Below are 20,509 nucleotides of genomic sequence, written 5' to 3'. Positions count from 1 at the left end.
CAATAGAGGAGGACCACTGATGCAAAATATAAAAGATCAGTATGCCATAGTTGGAGTGGGGGAAAGTAAACGGTCCAAGAATTCGGGCACTACTCCCTTGCATTTAGCGTTGGATGCAGCAAGAGCGGCAATCGCGGATGCCGGCATTTCAGCGAAAGAGATAGATGGCTTCATGAGCTATTCCGAAAATGACTCATGTACATCCCATCAGCTGGCGACCTATTTAGGCGTTCGGCCTGCTTACGTAAAGGATATTTCAGGAGGCGGCAGCAGTACGGAAATGTTGATTGCGGATGCAATCGGCTTAATTGAGACAGGCCAGGTCAATACGGTATTGATTTTCCGGGCAATGAATGGCCGATCCGGCGTACGGATGGGCGGTGGAGGCTGGGATGCCAATATGCTCCAGGGTGCCTTTGAAGGCGGAAGCTTTCTTATTCCTTACGGAGCAGGAGGACCGGGTCAATGGTTCGGATTGTTTGCCACTCGGCATATGCATGAAACTGGCTTAACGAAGGAACACCTCGGCCATGTCTGCACTAGCTTTTATGAGCATGCACAGCGTAATCCTAAAGCATTTTTCTATGGCAAGCCGCTGACGATGGAGGAATATCTTGAAACGCCAACGTTAAGCTATCCATTCAATAAGCATGATTTCTGCCTCGAATCGGATGAAGCGAATGCCATTATCGTAACGTCAGCGGAAAGGGCAAAAGACTGTAAATCCAGACCTGTTTATATTATGGGCATGGCTGCACGCCAATGTGTTTCACATGCACACTACTGGGCCAATGTGAATGAAGTGGCATCCGATTATGTGGCTCCTCAGCTCTACAAAAACGCAGGCGTTAAGCCGGAAGATATTCAAGTTGCTTCCATCTATGACTGTTATAGCTGGGTAGTGTTAAGGCAATTAGAGGCATATGGATTGGCCCCGCGCGGAGAGGTAGGGGATTTTGTGGCTGCCGGCAATCTGCGGATGGGCGGAAAACTGCCGTCCAATACGGCGGGAGGCATGCTGTCTGAAGGATATACACACGGCATGAACAATGTACTTGAGATCGTTAGGCAAATCAGACATGAGTACGAAGGGACAGACCGCCAAGTGGAAGGGTGCGAAATCGGCATCTGCACTGGCTGGGCGGGCCCTGATATAGCAGGTGCTATGATTCTACGAAATTAGGAGGGAACAAGATGAGTTACCAAAAACCGATACCGTTAAAAACACCTGACAACAGTCCGTATTGGGATGCTGCAGACCGCCATGAATTGCATTTGCAAAAATGCAACAGTTGCCAAGCCTATTCACATCCGCCAGGCCCGGCTTGCGCCAAGTGTGGAAGTACCGATCTGAGTTGGGAAAAGATCGGCAGCGAGATAACAGGGACATTATATTCCTATGTTGTTTCCTACAGGCCTTTCCTTCCAGGTTTCCAGGACGACCTGCCATTGACCATCGCCATTGTGGAACTCGATCAAGTGCCATCTGTCAAACTGATCGGCAATATCCTTGATAGCGATCCTGAGCAATTGAAGATTGGCATGCCGCTTCGCATGGTTTGGGAGGATATCACGGAAGAGAGGGCTTTGCCGCAGTGGAAGTTGGCTTAAAGAGTCTGTTTTCCTCCAATGGATTTCAGAACGCAAAGAAATTGAATCGCTCTAAATAGGGAGGGGAAAGCAATGGATTTTTCATTTACAGAAAAGGAAGAAGCGTTTCGCCAAGAGTTAAGGACATGGCTTGAGGATAATCTGCCGAGCGGCTGGCTAGAAGGCGAGCGTGCATTAGATAAAGCAAGCGATGAATATCCTGCATTCTTGCGCAACTGGCAGAAGAAATTATATGAAGGGGGTTGGGCAGCGATTGCCTGGCCGAAAGAATACGGTGGGCGGAATGCCACACTGATGGAGGAGATTATCTACCAGCAGGAGATGGTCAGAGTACAGGCCCCGCCCCTCATCAATTACGTGGGTATCCATATGGTTGCACCTACGTTAATGCAGATTGGGACAGAAGAACAGAAGAAAAAGTATATCGAAAAAATTCTTACAGGAGAAGAAGTATGGTGCCAAGGGTATTCCGAGCCGAATGCCGGTTCCGATTTGACGGCTATCCAGACGACAGCTGTCAAGGATGGCGACCGATGGATCTTGAACGGGCAAAAGGTGTGGACTTCCTATGGCCACTTGGCTGATCGCTGTTTTGTTTTAGCGCGCACGAGCAACCAGGAAAAACGCCACAAAGGAATCACGGTCTTCCTCCTGGATATGCATCAAAGCGGTGTAGAGACGCGCCCGATTATCCAAATGGACGGCGAACATGATTTCAATGAAGTATATCTTAATGATGCTGTTGCATATGACGCCGATATTGTCGGCGAGGTGGACGAGGGCTGGAGAGTCACAATCGCTTTGCTGATGCATGAACGGACAGGGATAGGCGGCCAGGTTTTCACGCTGGAAAAGCAGTTCAATGATCTAGCCGATTCAGCCCGACAGTTGCGGATTGACGGCAAGCCTGCATTTAAAGACCCTTTTGTGAGGCAGAAAATGGTCGAACTATACAGCAAGACAAGAGGTTCCTTACTGAATTATTACCGCAATTTAACCAAAACGTTGAAAAACGGACACCCAGGCCCGGAAGGATCGATGGACAAACTGATGGTCAGCGAATTGACCCAGGAAGTACTCAGTTATGCCGTGTCCTTACAAGGGCATCAAGGCATGCTGTGGAAAAAAGATGCCATTATGGATCCATCCTGGCAAGATACTTATCTCTATTCATTTGGTATGACGATTGGCGGCGGAACGAGTGAAGTACAGAAAAATACCATTGGCGAGCGTATTTTAGGATTGCCGAAGGATTTGGGACGTTAGTCATAAGGAGGTGCTTAGGAAAAATGGATTTTTCATTGAATCAGGAACAAGAAATGTTTCGTGGATACGTCCGTAAATATTTGGATGGAGCGGGGCAGACTAAAGTTGCAAGAGACTGGGCTAAGGGAAATATAGATTCATTTAATAAAGCGATGGCAGGTTTGAGTGAGCTTGGATGCATGGGTATTACCATCTCCGAACAATACGAAGGGCTTGGGCTGAGTTCCTTGGATTTGGTACCGGTCCTCGAGGAAATGGGAAGAGCGTTGTTTCCCGGCGTGTATATGGAGACGATGGCTTTTGCCGTCCCGTTGCTGGAGAAGTATGGAACTGAAGAACAGAAGGAACAATATCTTCCTGAAATTGCTTCCGGAAGCAAAACAGTGACGCTGGCATGGCTGGAAGAAGGCAAGAGCTATGGCATTGAAAATCTTGGCTTCCAGGCCCTTCGGGAAGGTGACCATTACACGCTGGATGGCATCAAAACAATGGTTCCTAATGGAAGTTTGACAGACTATCTTATTTTGCTTGCCCGCAGTGAAGAAGGACCGTCTTTCTTTATTGTAGAACAGGAACAATTGACGGCAGTATACGATCAACAGTCCTTTGATCAATCGAGCCTTCTTTCCCAAATTACCTGCAGGAATGTGACAATTCCATTGAACCGATTGATTGGCACGGAAGGCAGGGGTGGAGAAATGCTCGAAGAAGGGTTGCTGCATATCAATGCTGCCTTGTGTTCTTATATGGTCGGAGCTATGGACCATATTGTATCGATGGCAGCAGAGTATGCGAAAATCCGTGTCCAATTCGGCCAGCAAATCGGACGATTCCAAGCCATCAAACATCGGATTGTCGATATGAAATTGGCATTAGAGACAGCCCGTTCTTTAAGCTACTATGCAAACTGGGCTTTAGACAATAATGCGGAAGACCGATCTGCTGCCATCTATAGCGCACGCGCTTATATTTCAGAAGCGTTTATCGCTTCCTCGGCAGCCAATGTCCAAATCCATGGAGGAATTGGTGTTACAGAAGAATTGGACTGCCATCTATTTGTCAAAAGAGCCCGCTATTATGAGAGTTATCTAGGAACTGTCAGAGAGAACAGAGAAAAAGCAGCGCTTGCGTTGAACTGGTAATCAGACAAATCTTCTTTATTCTATATCCGCTAAAAACTATGGTTTTCCCCGCCATAGTTTTTTTTGCGTGTCCAGATGATGAATGAACAGGTATATAACTGAAATATCAGATATTTTGAAAGTTGCAGTTGAATAAAAAGTATGTAAAGGTTTATCATTGAAATAATGGAAAGTGATGGAAGGGTGATGGGATGTTGAAAACAACAAAAGCGATTGATGTAGCATTGTTAAATATACTCACTCTATATAAAGAAGAAACGATTTTTAAAGCGGTCCATTTATTCCGGCAACATCATTGCGATGCTTTGCCGATTATAGATGAAAATGGCAAATTATGCGGTATTTTCACTCGCTCTAATATTTATAACGTCCTGCTGTCGGGATTTGATTTGCAACGTCCTGTAAGCGATGTCATGGTTAGCGATGTATTCGCTTTATCCTATAATGATGAGATTGATATCAGCCTTTCACTGGGAAGCCCGAAAGGCCAGGTTGTCATCGTTGATGATGATTACCGCCCTATTGGCATGATTAATAAAAGCACTGCATTCCAAACGCTGCTCAGCCAGTCGAATGCTCTTGCCTCTAATTTAAGCTCGCTGGTAGAAACAATGGAAGACGGAGTTATCAATGTCAATGAAGACGGGACCATTCAAGTGTTTAATGCAGCTGCGGCAGAAATGCTCGAAGTGGAAGCCAAGGACATGATCGGCAAATCCATTGATGATTTGTTCCCTTCACTAGGAATTGCTGGTGTCCTTTCCGACGGCCAGTCTATATTTGGGCAGCGATGTACGGTCGGGGAGCATATCTTTTTGGTTCATTGCAGAATGGTGGACGGTCCTCATGGCTGGTTCGGCGCAGTGGCCATCCTGCAGGATATGACTAAGCTGGAATTGCTCACAAATGAACTACAGAGTGTCCAGCAATTGAACACAACGCTCGATACGGTGCTTGAACTGGCCTATGATGGAATAGTTGTTGTGAATAAAGAAGGCAATATTACCATGATTAACAGCAATATGTGCCATTTCCTTGGAGTGGAGACAGGGGAAGCGATAGGGAGGTCCATACGTGAGCTGCGCCCGGACAGCCATCTGATGAATGTCTTGGAAACAGGCCTGGCAGACATCAATGATATTCAGATGATCAGGGGCACCCGTTACACGGTTACATGCCTGCCATTGGTTGAGAATGGACAGGCTGTGGGAGCAGTTGAGAAAGTAACCTTCCACCACATTAAAGAATTGAAAAAATTGGTAGAAAAAATGGAATCGTTGGAAAAGGAAATCACTTATTTTCGCCAAGAGGCCAGACAATCCAATTATGCCAAATATACCTTTAAGCATATTGTATCTGTAAATCCCAAGGTAGATCTAGCTAAAAAAGAAGCGATGAGAGTGGCCCAGGCGAACCTTCCCGTTGTCATTCTGGGACCGAGCGGGACTGGGAAAGAGCTCTTTGCGCACAGTATACATAATGCCAGCCCGAGAAGAGCAGCCCCATTTATTAAAGTAAATTGTGCAGCGATTCCTGAAGAACTGATGGAATCTGAATTTTTTGGCTATGAAGAAGGCGCCTTTACGGGGGCCAAGAAGAAAGGCAAGCCCGGTAAGTTTGAATTGGCGAACGGCGGCACCCTTTTTCTTGATGAAATAGGCGATATGTCACCAGCTTTGCAGGTAAAGCTGCTTCGCGTCCTGCAAGACGGCGAGTTTGAAAGAGTAGGAGGCATAGATCCTATTAAGGTAAATGTGAGAATTATTGCAGCGACTAATACCCAGTTGGAGGACAAGGTCCGATCGGGAGAGTTTCGCCTGGATCTCTATTACCGCATCAATGTATTTTCCATTACTATTCCGCCGCTTTCAGAACGAAAGGATGATATCCCTCATCTGGCCAAGATGTTCATCAACAAATTCAGTTCAGAGCTGGGCATTCGTGTGACCGGCATCGAAAAAGAAGCGATGGATGCCCTGACAGCGCATGAATGGCCCGGCAACGTTCGGGAACTTGAAAATGTGATTCGCCGGGCCGTCTATCTGTTAGAAGGCGAACAAATTAAATTGAAGGATCTGCCTGAGCATATCTCGCATATGACCGTCCCTTATGCAAAACTGACCACTGCCATTGAGGCCGAAGAAGCAGAATATATACCGATTCTTTCTGAAGGAGAGCCAGAAGTAGCTGGATCAAGTTTGGAAGATCGGGAAAGACAGCTTATTATCGGTACGCTGCAACAAACCAATGGGAACCGCTCTAAAGCGGCTAAGCTAATGGGAATGGGCCGGTCGACTTTATATGAAAAAATGAATCGGCTTGGCATACCGACTGCCAAGGAAGCAAAAACTAGAGTCAAAAGCACATAGCCAAATTGGTCTATGTGCTTTTTCATTGTCTGTTGGTCTTATGCGAGGAAGAGACTAGCTTGGAAACTTTGATAGGTGAGAGATCCATCTATTATCCACGCTTATCCATCTGCGCTCATTTGTATTATATGCGTTTCCCCATAATAATTAAATCCCTTTCGACGCCATCTAATTCGGCTACTCTCGGAAGCAAACCCCATTTTTCAAACGAAAAACGTTCAAACAAAAGGATACTCGGGCGGTTGTGGCCGAATATGAATCCGAGCAATGTTTGTATCCCTAAAGAAGGCGAGGCTTCCAGTGCCTGTTGAAGCATCATGCTTCCGAGTCCCTGTCCGCGGAAATGTTCATGTAAATAGATGCTCACTTCGGCTGTGCCTTGATACGCTGGCCGGCCATAAAAAGATTGAAAGCTGATCCATCCGCAAATCTCGCCCTGGTATCGGGCAATCCATAGCGGCCGGTTCTCTGGGTTGTGTTCATGAAACCAGGGAATTCGGCTTTCAACGGTAACAGGCTCTAAATCGGCTGTCACTAATCGGGAAGGAATTGTTGAATTATAGATATCTATGATGATCGGTAAATCATTAAGTGTGGCATCTGCAAATTCTATTTGTGCTGACATAGAAGGTTCACTTCCTGCTCATTCAATTTTTGGATGATTTTAATTTTACTCTCTACATCCCTTGCTTTCTAGTGAAAAAGCTCATCGCGCATAGATCATGCTCGTTTTCTGATCAATGATTGTATCAATAGGCTTAAAAAAGGACAGATAGGGTATTGCTAGAAAAGAATTAATCAGTCAATTGCAGAAACTATTTATTTTTCTCTCCTCATATAGAGTTTCTACCTTTGTAAAGGCAGGAGCTAACCTTTTAACTTTTTATCTAAAACGAAGTTTCTTTTAGAAGGAAGGGGGGAATAAACAATATAGTTGAATAATTAATCGTAATTAATTCGAATAGAGTAATAATTTACTGGGAAGAGAGAGGGATTTATATGGAGGGTATATTGTTTGCGTTATTGCCGGCTCTGACGTGGGGCAGTTTGGTACTCGTCAGTGAAAAGTTGGGTGGTAACTCGTATTCCCAAACCCTGGGAATTACATCCGGGGCTTTTTTATTTGCTATTGTAATGTATTTTATCAAGCAGCCTCAATTGGATGCGACCATTTGGATTGTAGGCATCATTTCCGGTGCAGGCTGGGCAGTCGGCCAGCTTAACCAGTTTAATAGTGTGAAACAAGTTGGTGTAGCGAAAACGGTCCCGATTTCCACAGGACTGCAATTGTTGGGTACTAGTTTCTTTGGTGTCGTTGTTTTCAAGGAATGGACGGACACAACGACAGTCATCCTGGGCATCCTCGCACTGCTTTGTATCATTGCCGGTGTTATTCTGACGGGCTTTCAGCAGGGCAGTGAAGAGGGGGAAAAAGGGAACGCCAAAAAAGGAGCCATGTTCCTGTTCATTTCAACAATTGGTTATGTTCTTTATGTTGTCATTGTAAGATGGTTTGATATTAATGGCTGGGCCGCCATTCTGCCGCAGGCAATCGGTATGTTCATAACAGCCTTTATTTTGTCGCTTAAAAAGAAACCATTCAATAAATACGCATTGCGAAACGTTATTACGGGAATTATGTGGGCAATCGGTAATATCGGGCTGTTATTGGCAAATCCCAGAGTGGGAGTTGCCATTGGCTTCTCATTTGCGCAAATGGGTATCGTGATCTCTACACTCGGCGGAATCTTCTTGTTGGGTGAAAAGAAATCAAAGAAACAACTGACGTTTATCATCATTGGCTGTGCGCTTGTTATTGCAGGCGGTGTATTGTTGGGCTTTACAAAAAGATCATAAAAAGGAGAGAGCATTATGTATGAAGATTTAAAAGGAAAAGTAGTTATTATTACAGGTGCTGGTACAGGATTGGGGAAAGCGATGGCTAAACGTTTCGGCAAGGAACAGGCAAAGGTGGTCATTGGTTATCATGAGAATAACCAGGATTTTCAAGATATAATTGAGTATATTGAATCAAACGGCGGACAAGCGGCAGCTTTCAAAGTGGATGTGACAAAAGAAGATGAAGTAAAATCCATGATTTCATTTGCGGCTAAAACTTTTGGATCTGTGGATGTTATGGTTAACAATGCTGGTATGGAAAATGAGGTTCCTTCAGATCAGCTGCCTCTTGAAGATTGGCAAAAAGTCATTGATGTAAACTTAACAGGCATGTTCCTTGGAAGCAGGGAAGCAATTAAATATATGCTTGAGCATGATATAAAAGGGGCAGTTGTTAATATGGCTTCTGTCCACGACCGTATTCCATGGCCGCATTTCGCTCACTATGCAGCCAGCAAAGGTGGCGTAAAGATGCTCTCTGAAACATTGGCGTTGGAATATGCTCCTAAAGGCATCAGAGTGAACAATATCTCTCCGGGAGCCATCGATACGCCAATCAATGCGGAAAAATTCGAAGATCCAGAAGCAAAACAAGGAGTAATAGATTTAATCCCAATGGGCTATATCGGTAAACCAGAGCAAGTTGCAGCTTGTGCTGTATGGTTGGCATCAGAGGAAGCCAGCTATGTTACGGGCAATACCATCTATCCGGATGGAGCTATGACAAAATACCCAGGTTTCCAAGCCGGCAGAGGTTAATAGAAAAATAATAAATGAAACTTTGAAAGGTGGGGGATTCCTCACCTTTCGTTAATTGAACCAATCGGATTCTTATTAGCGCTTGATCCCACTTATACTTTTCTTTTTACGTATCTTTTGCAGTGGGAGTCCTAGCACTGGTCCCAAGGAGATAAAAAGCACCCATTCCGAAATGCCCCTCTATTGTTGAACATTTGTCCAACAATTAGGGTACACTTCACGAGGGGTGTCTTTTTTAGTTTCTGATTATCTGAATGCTATGCTTGATTGGTCCTACTGATCCCGATTTTTTGATGATAACATGCCAGTGGCCTGAGTTCGGAGCTGGTATTCTCATGGTGTTCTGATCTGTATGGCCACCATAATATCTGAATTTAGAGCCCTTAAGGTAATTGGCATAATTTTTATCATCCATCAGCATAACGAGAGCTGGGCGGTCTAATTTAATGACCACTGAATCCCACATGCTTAGCTCAATTTGATAATCTGAATGATTCATATTACTCACTCCTTAAGAACTATTTTACGACATAAACCCTCTTAATTCCTCCTAAAGTCCTAAAATATTTTGTAAGTTCCTATTTTTAAAAAAATGGGTTATACGAAAGAAAGATTCCACTTTACTGAATCCGATGCAATACATACTTTTCAAAAAGCCTGGATAAGCAGGGAGACATTCATCCCCTACTATCGGGATAAAGGCAATCCAAAACAAAAAACAAGAGCTTTTTTAAAAAGCTGGTTATGAAAAGGGAGATCGAATCATAGATGTAAGTAAGAAGGTACTGTCCCAAGTTGCCGCTTATCAATTCGAGCGGGCAATAGAGAGGTGAAAGGCCGGAGCAGAGAACAGTAGAGGTCTTTCTTTTTAATAACGGAAGCTAGGAAAGGTGGAGGCTATATAGAAGGAAAAAAGTTTACGAGAATTAAGATAGAATGATTTGGGCCATTTTTAAGATGTTGCTGCAACGCTGCTCTGCAACTGTTGCTAAGGTATCAGCATTTAGTGGTCTGTTTACTCATGCTTTTAGTGATCAAGGACGAGCAACTGGAAGAAGGGGACTATGGAAGCTGTTTTTTCATTCAAGGAGGTAAACGATGGATAAGATACATGAAAAATATAAAATCCAGCCAATGTATATCGATGGCTGCTGGATAGGGCATGAGAGTGAACACCTCACGGAAGTGAATAATCCGGCCACAGGCGAAATACTTGCTGCTGTCCCGACTGGTGGAGCAGTGGAAGCAAAGCAAGCAGTCGATGCCGCTTACAGGGCTTTTCCTCTGTGGTCCCAAAAAACGGCAGATGAACGCTTCGCTATTATGATCAAATGGTTTGCCCTTATTCAGGAACATAAGGAGGAAATGGCTGAAATCATGACAAAGGAGCAAGGGAAGCCATTCAAAGAAGCTCTTGGTGAAGTGGGGTACGCAAACAGTTTTATCTCTTGGTATGCAGAGGAAGGAAAGCGCATATATGGTGAAAGCATCCCTGCTTCGCATAAAGATAAACGCATCTTTGTCAGAAAAGAACCAGTGGGCGTAGTGGCAGCCCTCACTCCTTGGAACTTTCCTGCAGCCATGATCACGCGCAAAGTTGGGCCTGCCCTTGCGGCTGGTTGCACTGTTGTAGTGAAACCAGCCTCGCAGACACCCCTTACAGCCTTGAAAATGGCGGAACTGGCCCATCAGGCAGGCATTCCTCCCGGCGTCATCAATGTCGTCACTGGGAGATCTTCTGAAATCGGTGAGAGCTGGCTGAAGGATTCCCGCGTCCGCAAGATTACTTTCACAGGTTCTACGGCGGTGGGGAAAACACTTATGAGGGGAGCAGCAGAAACCGTCAAAAAAATATCGCTGGAACTTGGCGGCAATGCCCCTTTTATTATCCTTAAGGATGCCGATCTGAAAAAGGCGGCAAAGGGGGTGGTCCAGTCTAAATTCAGGAATGCCGGCCAAACATGCATCTGCACAAACCGTATCTACGTTCAGGAAGAGGTGGCCGCTTCCTTCACTGAATGGTTTATCAAAGAACTGCAGCAGCTGAAGGTCGGCAATGGGATGGATGAGGGCGTCGACATCGGGCCGATGATCGATATGGACGCAAAGGAAAAGGTGAAAGAGTTTATGGAAGATGCGCTTGATAAAGGAGCGGCCATATCCTACCAAAGCAAGGAAGAACTGGCAGCGGACTGTTGTTTCTTCCCGCCGACCATTTTAACAGGCGCCAGCGAGGATATGCTTTGCATGAAAGAGGAGATTTTCGGCCCTATTGCCCCTATTGCAGCGTTTAAACATATTGAAGAAGTAATCGAACGTGCTAACGACTCCCTTTATGGATTGGCTGCATATGTCTATTCCGAAAATATTTCGAACGCCCTTAAAGTAACGGAAGCATTAGAATATGGCATTATCGGTTTAAATGATGCCCTTCCATCCGTAGCCCAGGCTCCTTTTGGAGGTTATAAAGAGAGCGGCCTCGGCCGTGAAGGCGGCCATCATGGAATCGATGAATTTTTGGAAGTGAAGTTCATTTCTCTGGGGCTGTAGGTGTACTACAAGCGGAAGCGCCTGATAAGGAGAAGTGACGATGGCATGTCATATTGTAAATGAAAAGAAGTGCATCACTAATGATCCAGTGATGCACTTCTTGTTCATTTATAACTGGCCTTAAGACTCCTGCTTCAACATAAGAGCAAAGATGAAGAAGTGCGAGTGGGCCAGTTAGAATCCGATTGGTTCAATTGATAATCAGCGGAGGATGAATGAACCCCCACCGATTAAAATGTCACTTTAGGTTTCTAACTCTGCTTGCTTGCGTGCATTCAGCAATTTGATCATGCTTAAAATAATCGTTTTGCAGACAGCATAAGTTGGCACTGCCAGTACCATTCCGATGACTCCGGCAATATTGCCGGCGACAAGAAGCATCACAATGACGGTAACAGGGTGAATATCAAGGGTTTTGCCGAGAATCAATGGAGACAGGAAGTTCCCTTCTAGCTGCTGGGCGATTGTGATGACAATGACAACCAGCACTGCCTGGAAAGGAGAATCAAATAAGGCTACAATCACTGCCGGCGCGCCCCCAAGAATGGGGCCAACATATGGGATGATATTCGTTACAGCGACAATCAACGCCATGACAAGAGCATAGGGAACGTCAATAATCAGGAATCCGATCAGGGACAGGATACCCACACAGCAGGCAACAGTAACTTGGCCACTGATATAGTTGGATAAAGTTGTTCCTACGTCTTCAATGATTTTTAATCCCTCTCTACGGTAGGAACCGGGTATAAACTTCGCCAACGCTACCGGAAGGCGATGGCCATCTTTGAACATGTAAAACAGCAAGACAGGAACTGTGACAATCGTAATCGTTGCATTTGTCACGAAGCCAAAGATGCCGAACACGCCATTGGTGATTTTACCGGGCAGTGTATTCATGAATTCCGTCAGTTTATGTTGGAAGGTTTCCAGAGAAATATAGTCATTCGCTAAAAGCGTCTGGATGTCTTTGGAATCGGTCAATCTATCAAAGAATTGTTCAATCTGTTTGCCGTAAACAGGAATAGCTTCAATAAAAGCAGAAATCTGCTTCGTAATGATTGGCACAATATTGCCTATCACTAGGGAAATCAACGCAATCACAAGGACATATAGTAAAATGATGGCGATAATCCTAGGCAGCTTCAGCCATTTCTGCAATATTTTCAGGACAGGGTTGAAAATGAAAAATAGAAATCCTGAAATCAATAAAGGGAAGAACAGCGTAGAGAAAAAGATGCCGATCGGTTCGAGCAGGAAGGATATTTTGGTAGATACAAAAATAATCGTCAATAAAATGAGAATTTGTAAAGACCAATTCTTAAATTTACCGCTGGACAAAATGCAATCACCTCAATTTTCAAAAGTGCCACGTTAGAGCATATGCACATAACCAGTATGGACAAGCATATGGTTATTTAATAGCTGTTATGACTTATTCCTTATTGTAAGCCGAGAAACAAAAGAAAGATAGGGGATTTTTTGTAATGGCCGACATAATAGGGCATGTAGAAGTTTTCAGACTTTATTATTCTATGATTAAAGACGTGGTTACCGGGTAAACACATAGTATAACCAAAAAAAAGAAAGAGGGATGTTCATATTATGGGTAAAAAGATTGCAACTGTTCTAACAAACTATTTCGAAGACGTTGAGTATACTCAACCTGCGGAAGCATTTAAAAAAGAGGGCCATGAGGTTGTAACAATAGAAAAAGAAGCAGGAGCAACAGTCAAAGGCAAACAGGGTGAAGCAGAAGTGAAAATAGACAAAGGAATCGATGACGTAAAAGCGGAAGATTTCGATGCTTTGTTCATTCCAGGAGGTTTCTCCCCTGACCAATTGCGCGGAGATGAACGCTTTGTGAAATTCGCTAAATCATTTGCGGATGCTAATAAACCAATCTTCGCAATTTGCCATGGTCCACAATTGCTAATCACTGCTGAAGTGCTTAATGGCAAAAAAGCGACTGGCTACCACTCCATCGCGGTAGATATGAAAAATGCCGGCGTTAACTTCGAGGATCAAGAAGTAGTAGTTGACGATCAATTGGTTACAAGCCGCCAACCAGATGATATTCCTGCCTTTAATCGGGAAGCGTTGGCTGTGTTAGCTAAATAAGAATGAGAAATTGAAAAGAGGAAGCGGCCGCCGCTTCCTCTTTTTGCCGTAGCAAATGCTTTTTGGTTGTTTAGTAAAAAAGGGGCTTCCCGCTGTCTTTAAGCGTGGAGCCCCTTTGTCATTTAACTGGCGCTAAGACTTCTACTTCAACACGGAAGTGCTGACAAAGAAGTGTATGTGGGAGAGCGCGCACCAGTAAGAATCCGATTGGTTCAACGAATAATCGGTGGGAGATGAATGCCCCCGCCGATTAGTGTTCACTTTATGGTTTTAAAACAACCTTGATACATTCATCTTGTTTTTCATTAAAAATTTTATATGCATTACTGGCATCCTCTAAAGGAATTTTGTGGGATATGATCTCAGTTGGGTCAATTTTTCCTTCAGAGATCATTTTGAAAAGTTTCGGCATATAGTGGATGACTGGTGCTTGCCCCATTGTCAACGTTATATTCCGTTCAAATAGGCTGCCAAGAGGGAACATATTATACATTGAACCATATACGCCGGTTAATTGGATCGTACCAAATTTGCGGACCGAATTTATTCCGATCTTGATTGGGCTCAATGTCCCTCCTTGGAGCTTAAGTTTTTGTTCAACGGCTTCGAGAGGGCTTTTCTTTCCATCCATTCCTACGCAATCAATGACCACATCCGCGCCTCCATGCGTTGTTTCTTTGATGAAAGCGCCTGTATCGCTGTAATCCTCGAAATTGATTGCTTCCACATTGTTCATTTTTTTGGCATGCTCAAGACGGTAAGGGACGCGGTCTACTGCGATGACACGCTTCGCTCCCTTCATCCAAGCAAATTTTTGGGTCATTAATCCAACGGGGCCGCACCCTAGGACAACGACCGTGTCACCTGGTTTCATGCCTGAATTTTCAACACTCCAATAAGCGGTTGGAAGAACGTCGGATAAAAATAATACCGCCTCATCTTCAAGTTCACAGGATTCAGGAATAACGAAAGGCATAAAGTTTCCATAAGGAACGCGCAAATATTCGGCTTGTCCTCCTGGATAATTGCCGTAGCGCTCCGTAAAACCAAAATAGCCGCCTGTATCTATTTCCGGTTTGGACTTGTTCGAATTATCACATTGGCTTTCCATATCATGGGTGCAGTAGTAGCAATGTCCGCAGGATACGTTGAATGGAAGAACGATGCGGTCGCCCTTTTTGACTTTGGTGACTTCGGGTCCGACTTCTTCAACAATTCCCATGGGTTCGTGGCCGATGACATAATCTTTATGGGCAGGGATGGCCCCTTGATAAATATGGAGATCAGAGCCGCATATAGCCGTGGATGTGATACGGACAATGATGTCATCCTTCTTCTGTAATTTGGGATCTTCGACTTCTTTTACTTGAATATCTTTTGCTCCTTGGAACGTGACAGCTTTCATTAAGATCCTCCTCAGTGGTATATATATTCGTTATGTCCCTTTAGTTAACGAATATACCCGGAATCAGAAGGCGCCTAAACATTCTAATATAAAAAAAGATGGCCCTACAATGCTGGTAACAGGTTCTCTTTTCGGGTGCAAATTATCAAATAACGAAACAAATAGGGTATGAAATCGCTATTGATTTCGCACCCTATTTTTATTGATATAACAGGATGTACCCTTTTTTAGTACATCAATTTGCATAGCAATTCGCATTCTTTATTGTTGATAGGTTTTATAGTAAATATGTAAAGTTTTATATATAGTATGACAAGTTTTATTTGCATTGCGAATTGTATATGATATTCTATCCTTAATAAAGGAAAGAAGTCGTTTTAAAGGAAAGGAGTTGTTTTAATTGAATAAAGAGGAAATTTTGAAAAAAAGCCGACTTGAAAATGAAAATATGGATGAACGAGAACGAAAAATAGATGAATATTCTGTTTATCAAGGGATGATAGGGATATTTATATTAGTATTTTTATACCTATTCTTCAAAGTGTTTACGAACCAGCCAGTAACAGATATGCTTTCTATTTTGACAGCTAATCTTACTGTTATATCATTTTATAAGTATAAAAGAATACCAGATAAAAAATTTTTTCTTATAAATACAATTATGGGAGCAATCACAACGGTTGGATTCATTACAGCTTATGTGATTGGGGTGATTTAAAAGTAATGAATGAAAATTTGATTTTAAAGAATAGATTAAAAGTTGCAAGAGCAGAAAAAAACCTATCCCAAGGAGATTTAGCTAAGATAGTCGGTGTATCTCGTCAAACAATTAGTTCAATTGAAACTGGTCAATTTAGTCCCACAGCAAAATTGGCATTAATCTTATGTATTGCTCTGGATAAAAAATTTGAAGATATGTTTTATTTTGATTAGGAATGTATAAAAAGCAGAGTTATTATATGTAAATAACTCTGCTTTTTCATGTACTATTTTAGGTGTTTTTTCTATTTTTGCACCTCAAAAGAGAACCCGTTAATAATGCTGATGGCCATCCTTTTTCAATATCTTATTATCCCGTTTTCACTGGCCACTTCAGCCTGAGAGTAAATCTAGTGATCGGTTGGGAGTGAATGAACCCCAAGCCCAATCTAAGTTTCACTTTATCTTTTGTAATTCAGGTCTTTGAACAATTGATCCAGTTCTTTTGGCGTCAGGTCGCGCCATTGACCGACTTTAAGGCCGTCAAGACGAATATTCATAATACGTATCCGTTGCAGACTTTTTACCTCGTAGCCCAATGCTGCACACATCCGGCGGATCTGCCGGTTCAAACCTTGTGTCAAAATGATTTTAAAAACATATTTGGACATTTGGACAACCTTGCAGGGCAGTGTTTTTGTATCCAGGATCTCCACGCCGCTTGCCATTTGTTTGAGAAACTGGGCAGTGATCGGTTTATTAACTGTAACGATATATTCTTTTTCATGCTTATTTTCAGCCCGCAATATTTCGTTTACAATATCTCCGTCATTGGTCATAAGAATCAAGCCCTCTGATTCTTTATCGAGACGGCCAATATGGAAGATGCGCAATGGATGGTTGACAAAATCGACAATATTGCCTTTTATATGTCTTTCTGTAGTTGAAGTGATCCCGACCGGCTTGTTAAGGGCTATATAAACAAGCTGCTTCTCCGTCTTAATTGGTTTGCCGTCGACTCGGACATCATCCCCTTCTTCCACGCGGCTTCCCAGCTCGGCAATGGCCCCATTTATGGTTACTCGCCGTTCGGCAATCAATTTGTCTGCCCCGCGTCTGGAAGTTATTCCTGATTCACCGATAAATTTATTAATTCGCAACAATAAGCACACCTTTAATCTTTAGTTTTGTGTACTTAAGATAACGTAAAAAGAACAGAAAGTAAAATAGGAATGCTATTTGAGAAATGTAATGATTATGGTAAGATAACGACAAAATAATAAAGATCAATAAAAGCGGTCCGTGACAGGAGGAAAAAAGATGCCTCAAATCCGTTTTAGAGGAATTTCGGTAGAACAGATAAAAGAAATCAGTAAACCATTAGTAGAGGAATTGGCTAAGTTGTGCGAGTGCGGTACAGACAATTTTACTTTGGAATGCGTGCATTCAACGTACATCTTTGATGGCCAAACAACGGAGATGTATCCGTTTATTGAAGTAGAATGGTTTGAAAGGGGACGGAAGGTAAGAGATGCCTTCGCCGGTATCCTTACAAAGCATGTTCTAGGCTTAGGAATGGAAGAAGTAGAAGTTGCCTTCAATATTTATCGGGAGGAAGGCTACTATATGAATGGAGAAAGCTGCGCCGAATAGTGATGGATGCGCTTATCAAAATGGCCTATGCCCACTTGGCGGTGCATGGGCTTTTTTGTATTCCGAGGATATTTCAAATAACTCCTATATTGGGATTATAGAGTGAAACTTTAATCAGTCCCACACAACTAAGTAAAATTACCATATTCAGCGATTAGCCATTATAATAAGGATTGGGAAGAATGACATCTTGTGCCAATATTGATGGAACGCCGTATGCGCTGAAAGGCGCCCGTACGGTGTCAGCCCAGTGTGAACTGGGAATGGCATGGATTTAACCGTGTTGCATACCAATGATACCCATGCAAATCTGGATGGGATCGCACGCACCATCTCGGCCATCAAACAGCAAAGAGAGGAACACCCTAATAACGTTCTCTTGAGTGCCGGTGATGTTTTCTCTGGAACATTATATTTCAATAAGTTCAAGGGACAGGCTGATCTCGACTTCATGAAACTGGCTAAATATGATGCCATGACATTCGGAAACCATGAATTTGACGAGGGGTCTAAAACGCTTGTGGAATTTGTGAAGAAGGCCTCATTCCCGTTTGTCAGTGCTAATGTCGACTTTGCCAAAGATGAATTAATGAAGCCATACTTTCATCGAACATATACGTCTTCACCGCAAAATGGCCAGATTTATAATGGCATCGTGAAAACAATCAATGGCCAAAAAGTCGGCATATTCGGTTTGACAACTGCAGAAACAGCCACTATTTCAAGCCCTGGCAGTATCGCTTTTGAAGACTATATTGATGCGGCAAAAAAATCCGTTGCAGTATTCGAGGAACAAGGCATCAATAAAATCATTGCTGTTAACCATATCGGTTATAAGGATGGCGGCGGCGACAATGATTCTATCCTAGCTAATAGAGTGGAAGGGATTGATATCATTGTAGGAGGCCATGACCATTATAAGATGTCTGAGCCGGATGTCGTGAAGCATTTCGCTGCGCCTACTGTCATCGTGCAGGCAAACGAATACAATAAGTATCTCGGAACGCTGAATGTCACATTTGATGGCAAAGGTGTCATCACCAAGCATGACGGTAAGCTGATTGAAATCGATGCCAAAGATGAGAAAGGCAATTACATCATCCAGGAGGACAAGGAAGCGGCTGACCTGTTAAATTCAACATACAAACCGGCTGTTGACGAGATGAAAAAGCAAATTGTCGCCAAATCCTCCGTTGATTTGATTGGCGGCAACCCGCCTGCCCGGACGATGGAAACCAATCTAGGAGACTTGATTGCAGATGGCATGTTGGCCAAAGCCAAAACCATCAATAAGGATACGGTCATTGCCCTGCAAAACGGCGGCGGTGTCCGTACGACAATCCCAGCCGGAAATATCTCGATCGCAGATGTTTTGACTGTACTGCCATTCGGGAATGCGCTCGGCTTGGTTGAATTGTCCGGAACTGAACTAAAAGGCATTTTAGAGCGCAGTGTCAAATCAGCGCCTGCTGCCGATGGAGGATTCCTTCAAGTAGCAGGGGTGAAATACCAATATGACAGCTCGAAGCCGGCGGGAAGCCGTGTCGTATCCGTGAATATCATAAAAGACGGCAAAGAGACGCCGTTGGTAGATACGGAAAAATATATGGTGGCGACAAATGTATTCACGGCCCGCGGAGGGGATGACTATCCAATCCTCAAAAAAGCATACGAAGAGGGACGTGTAAGTGAACCTGGTTTTGTTGATTGGGAGATATTCTCTGACTATCTGAAGGCACAACCAAATCAAACGATCTCTCCTGAAGTTGAAGGAAGAATCGTCGACATAGCTAAGAAGTAATCAGCTCATTCAATAATAAAACCAGTTTACGAAAATAGGGGGATTCACGAAATGTCTAAACAAAGAAAAACACAGCGCACATTTATCGCAACTGCTGCAGCGACTGCAATTGCTGCGTCTGCAATCGCACCGGCTGTATCGGCTTCTTCATCTTTTACAGACGTAGCGCCAAAATATAAAGAAGCAATAGATTTTATGGTTTCTAAAGGAGCCAAAGGAATCAATGCTACGACGTTCGGTACGGACAAAGAGATCACCCGTGCAGATGCAGCTATTATCTTGGCAAAGGTATTGGGCTTGGATACCGAAAAAGCGCCTGCCTCAGGGTTTACTGATGTGCCAAAACGCGCGGTTACATATGTAAACGCTATCAAGAAAGCGGGCATCACGTCAGGAAAAACGAAAACAGCATTTGGCAGCCATGCCCCCATTACCCGCGGCGAACTCGCTGTTTGGATCCAAATAGCTTATTCCCTAAAAGGCCAAAGCAGTAACGCATTCACCGATGTGAGTGCAAAATATACAGAAGCTGTTTCAGCACTGATTGCCCATAAAATTGCGAACGGGCTGACAATATCGAAATTCGGTACAGGCCAAAATGTAAAACGAGGCGATTTTGCCTTAATGCTTCATAAAGCCGACGCAACCAAAAAGACTCCTAAACACAATTAAACGAAACGTTGCTTTATAAGCCGTCAGAAACGGTGAAATAAGCGGAGAAGCCTTTCTCTAACTGCTGCTTCGATATGGAGGGTGAAAGTCTCTCCCTTGCCCAATAGCTAAAATGGCAAGAGCCTGATCCTCCTGCATCCAGTGATGCTCTGACAGGCTGAAGGGATGAAGTCAGGTAAAGACGTACCCGGACTTTCCGGGGCGGGGTTCCATAAAAGGCGGCTATGGCTAGGAAACGAATCCGCAAAAAAGCAGGATAAGATAATGAATGATATGGAATTGCCAGGAGTTTATCATTCATCCGCCTATATGAAATCATAGGCTGGGATTCCGGACAATTGGCTATTAAACGGAATCTGTTTATGCTGGATAGCGGAAGCCTAAGGCTGTCAAAGAGAGGGATAGAAGCAGTGGAACGTTTGAAGTTCTGCATGTGGAGGCTTGTCAGGGCTTTTGAAGCATGCGGAATGGCTGCGCATCTGTAGTAGTGTTGATCATCCGCCGCTATGATCGCTGTGGCAACATGGCGAGAGGACAAAACGGATGGGAACGAAGAGATGCA

19 protein-coding genes are annotated in these 20,509 nt (G+C 43.7%); 14 read left to right on the top strand and 5 right to left on the bottom strand.

What is annotated here, in order from left to right:
* The first annotated feature begins 19 nt into the window (after window positions 1-19).
* The 5 genes from BN1765_RS16800 to BN1765_RS16780 all read left to right on the top strand — a co-directional run bounded on the left by BN1765_RS16800 (window position 20) and on the right by BN1765_RS16780 (window position 6,388).
* Window positions 20-1,183 (top strand): thiolase C-terminal domain-containing protein, encoded by a 1,164-nt coding sequence (locus BN1765_RS16800; RefSeq protein WP_050616194.1) that lies wholly within the window; start codon window positions 20-22, stop codon window positions 1,181-1,183.
* An 11-nt stretch (window positions 1,184-1,194) separates the two neighbouring features.
* Complete coding sequence (locus tag BN1765_RS16795) at window positions 1,195-1,611, top strand: Zn-ribbon domain-containing OB-fold protein (protein ID WP_050616193.1); 417 nt, start codon at window positions 1,195-1,197, stop codon at window positions 1,609-1,611.
* A gap of 72 nt (window positions 1,612-1,683) precedes the next feature.
* A complete protein-coding gene (locus tag BN1765_RS16790; RefSeq protein WP_050616192.1) occupies window positions 1,684-2,877 on the top strand; it encodes an acyl-CoA dehydrogenase family protein in 1,194 nt (397 codons plus the stop codon).
* Window positions 2,878-2,900: 23 nt separating this feature from the next.
* On the top strand, window positions 2,901-4,019 hold the full coding sequence (locus BN1765_RS16785; protein WP_050616191.1) for an acyl-CoA dehydrogenase family protein: 1,119 nt from the start codon (window positions 2,901-2,903) through the stop codon (window positions 4,017-4,019).
* Between the two features lie 191 nt (window positions 4,020-4,210).
* Entirely contained in the window at window positions 4,211-6,388 is a 2,178-nt protein-coding gene (locus BN1765_RS16780; protein ID WP_050616190.1) for a sigma-54-dependent Fis family transcriptional regulator, read from the top strand.
* A 124-nt stretch (window positions 6,389-6,512) separates the two neighbouring features.
* Here BN1765_RS16780 and BN1765_RS16775 read toward each other — a convergent pair whose 3' ends face one another.
* On the bottom strand, window positions 6,513-7,013 hold the full coding sequence (locus tag BN1765_RS16775) for a GNAT family N-acetyltransferase (protein WP_050616189.1): 501 nt from the start codon (window positions 7,011-7,013) through the stop codon (window positions 6,513-6,515).
* Between the two features lie 374 nt (window positions 7,014-7,387).
* On the opposite strand from BN1765_RS16775, the gene BN1765_RS16770 reads away from it, so the two are divergent.
* Both BN1765_RS16770 and BN1765_RS16765 read left to right on the top strand, forming a co-directional pair.
* On the top strand, window positions 7,388-8,245 hold the full coding sequence (locus tag BN1765_RS16770) for a GRP family sugar transporter (protein ID WP_050616188.1): 858 nt from the start codon (window positions 7,388-7,390) through the stop codon (window positions 8,243-8,245).
* Between the two features lie 15 nt (window positions 8,246-8,260).
* Complete coding sequence (locus BN1765_RS16765) at window positions 8,261-9,046, top strand: glucose-1-dehydrogenase (protein WP_050616187.1); 786 nt, start codon at window positions 8,261-8,263, stop codon at window positions 9,044-9,046.
* Window positions 9,047-9,281: 235 nt separating this feature from the next.
* Here the strand turns inward: BN1765_RS16765 and BN1765_RS16760 are convergent, their stop codons facing one another.
* Window positions 9,282-9,545: a DUF1883 domain-containing protein gene (locus BN1765_RS16760; protein ID WP_050616186.1), complete on the bottom strand. Its 264-nt coding sequence runs from the start codon at window positions 9,543-9,545 to the stop codon at window positions 9,282-9,284.
* A gap of 635 nt (window positions 9,546-10,180) precedes the next feature.
* On the opposite strand from BN1765_RS16760, the gene BN1765_RS16755 reads away from it, so the two are divergent.
* On the top strand, window positions 10,181-11,596 hold the full coding sequence (locus BN1765_RS16755; protein ID WP_147554268.1) for an NAD-dependent succinate-semialdehyde dehydrogenase: 1,416 nt from the start codon (window positions 10,181-10,183) through the stop codon (window positions 11,594-11,596).
* 243 nt (window positions 11,597-11,839) lie between these two features.
* On the opposite strand, the gene BN1765_RS16750 is transcribed toward BN1765_RS16755, so the two are convergent.
* Entirely contained in the window at window positions 11,840-12,937 is a 1,098-nt protein-coding gene (locus tag BN1765_RS16750; protein ID WP_050616184.1) for an AI-2E family transporter, read from the bottom strand.
* Window positions 12,938-13,201: 264 nt separating this feature from the next.
* Here BN1765_RS16750 and BN1765_RS16745 point away from each other — a divergent pair, with 264 nt between their 5' ends.
* Window positions 13,202-13,717, top strand: coding sequence for a type 1 glutamine amidotransferase domain-containing protein (locus BN1765_RS16745; protein WP_050616183.1), 516 nt, complete (start codon window positions 13,202-13,204; stop codon window positions 13,715-13,717).
* Between the two features lie 262 nt (window positions 13,718-13,979).
* Here the strand turns inward: BN1765_RS16745 and BN1765_RS16740 are convergent, their stop codons facing one another.
* Entirely contained in the window at window positions 13,980-15,122 is a 1,143-nt protein-coding gene (locus BN1765_RS16740; RefSeq protein WP_050616182.1) for a zinc-dependent alcohol dehydrogenase, read from the bottom strand.
* Between the two features lie 400 nt (window positions 15,123-15,522).
* On the opposite strand from BN1765_RS16740, the gene BN1765_RS16735 reads away from it, so the two are divergent.
* The gene (locus BN1765_RS16735) at window positions 15,523-15,840 is read left to right on the top strand and encodes a DUF6442 family protein (RefSeq protein WP_050616181.1); all 318 of its coding nucleotides are present in this window, start codon (window positions 15,523-15,525) and stop codon (window positions 15,838-15,840) included.
* Between the two features lie 5 nt (window positions 15,841-15,845).
* Window positions 15,846-16,055: a helix-turn-helix transcriptional regulator gene (locus BN1765_RS16730; protein ID WP_050616180.1), complete on the top strand. Its 210-nt coding sequence runs from the start codon at window positions 15,846-15,848 to the stop codon at window positions 16,053-16,055.
* A 227-nt stretch (window positions 16,056-16,282) separates the two neighbouring features.
* Here BN1765_RS16730 and rluF read toward each other — a convergent pair whose 3' ends face one another.
* Complete coding sequence (rluF, locus tag BN1765_RS16725) at window positions 16,283-16,981, bottom strand: 23S rRNA pseudouridine(2604) synthase RluF (protein WP_050616179.1); 699 nt, start codon at window positions 16,979-16,981, stop codon at window positions 16,283-16,285.
* A 160-nt stretch (window positions 16,982-17,141) separates the two neighbouring features.
* Between rluF and BN1765_RS16720 the strand changes: the two genes are divergently transcribed.
* The 3 genes from BN1765_RS16720 to BN1765_RS16710 all read left to right on the top strand — a co-directional run bounded on the left by BN1765_RS16720 (window position 17,142) and on the right by BN1765_RS16710 (window position 19,947).
* Window positions 17,142-17,474 (top strand): DUF1904 family protein, encoded by a 333-nt coding sequence (locus BN1765_RS16720; RefSeq protein ID WP_050616178.1) that lies wholly within the window; start codon window positions 17,142-17,144, stop codon window positions 17,472-17,474.
* A gap of 268 nt (window positions 17,475-17,742) precedes the next feature.
* Window positions 17,743-19,275: a bifunctional metallophosphatase/5'-nucleotidase gene (locus tag BN1765_RS16715; RefSeq protein ID WP_050616177.1), complete on the top strand. Its 1,533-nt coding sequence runs from the start codon at window positions 17,743-17,745 to the stop codon at window positions 19,273-19,275.
* Between the two features lie 51 nt (window positions 19,276-19,326).
* On the top strand, window positions 19,327-19,947 hold the full coding sequence (locus BN1765_RS16710) for an S-layer homology domain-containing protein (RefSeq protein ID WP_050616176.1): 621 nt from the start codon (window positions 19,327-19,329) through the stop codon (window positions 19,945-19,947).
* Window positions 19,948-20,509 lie beyond the last annotated feature (562 nt).

The sequence above is a fragment of the Bacillus testis genome (genome assembly GCF_001243895.1).
In the GTDB taxonomy this organism is placed as follows: Bacteria; Bacillota; Bacilli; order Bacillales; family DSM-1321; genus Bacillus_AD; species Bacillus_AD testis.
This window is presented reverse-complemented; position numbering and strand designations above follow the sequence as displayed.

Bases quoted from the DNA above. Each gene is read 5' to 3' on its own strand.
- BN1765_RS16800 (WP_050616194.1), top strand. From the start codon at position 20: ATGCAAAATATAAAAGATCAGTATGCCATAGTTGGAGTGGGGGAAAGT.
- BN1765_RS16795 (WP_050616193.1), top strand. From the start codon at position 1,195: ATGAGTTACCAAAAACCGATACCGTTAAAAACACCTGACAACAGTCCG.
- BN1765_RS16790 (WP_050616192.1), top strand. From the start codon at position 1,684: ATGGATTTTTCATTTACAGAAAAGGAAGAAGCGTTTCGCCAAGAGTTA.
- BN1765_RS16785 (WP_050616191.1), top strand. From the start codon at position 2,901: ATGGATTTTTCATTGAATCAGGAACAAGAAATGTTTCGTGGATACGTC.
- BN1765_RS16780 (WP_050616190.1), top strand. From the start codon at position 4,211: ATGTTGAAAACAACAAAAGCGATTGATGTAGCATTGTTAAATATACTC.
- BN1765_RS16775 (WP_050616189.1), bottom strand. From the start codon at position 7,013: ATGTCAGCACAAATAGAATTTGCAGATGCCACACTTAATGATTTACCG.
- BN1765_RS16770 (WP_050616188.1), top strand. From the start codon at position 7,388: ATGGAGGGTATATTGTTTGCGTTATTGCCGGCTCTGACGTGGGGCAGT.
- BN1765_RS16765 (WP_050616187.1), top strand. From the start codon at position 8,261: ATGTATGAAGATTTAAAAGGAAAAGTAGTTATTATTACAGGTGCTGGT.
- BN1765_RS16760 (WP_050616186.1), bottom strand. From the start codon at position 9,545: ATGAATCATTCAGATTATCAAATTGAGCTAAGCATGTGGGATTCAGTG.
- BN1765_RS16755 (WP_147554268.1), top strand. From the start codon at position 10,181: ATGTATATCGATGGCTGCTGGATAGGGCATGAGAGTGAACACCTCACG.
- BN1765_RS16745 (WP_050616183.1), top strand. From the start codon at position 13,202: ATGGGTAAAAAGATTGCAACTGTTCTAACAAACTATTTCGAAGACGTT.
- BN1765_RS16740 (WP_050616182.1), bottom strand. From the start codon at position 15,122: ATGAAAGCTGTCACGTTCCAAGGAGCAAAAGATATTCAAGTAAAAGAA.
- BN1765_RS16730 (WP_050616180.1), top strand. From the start codon at position 15,846: ATGAATGAAAATTTGATTTTAAAGAATAGATTAAAAGTTGCAAGAGCA.
- BN1765_RS16720 (WP_050616178.1), top strand. From the start codon at position 17,142: ATGCCTCAAATCCGTTTTAGAGGAATTTCGGTAGAACAGATAAAAGAA.
- BN1765_RS16715 (WP_050616177.1), top strand. From the start codon at position 17,743: ATGGATTTAACCGTGTTGCATACCAATGATACCCATGCAAATCTGGAT.
- BN1765_RS16710 (WP_050616176.1), top strand. From the start codon at position 19,327: ATGTCTAAACAAAGAAAAACACAGCGCACATTTATCGCAACTGCTGCA.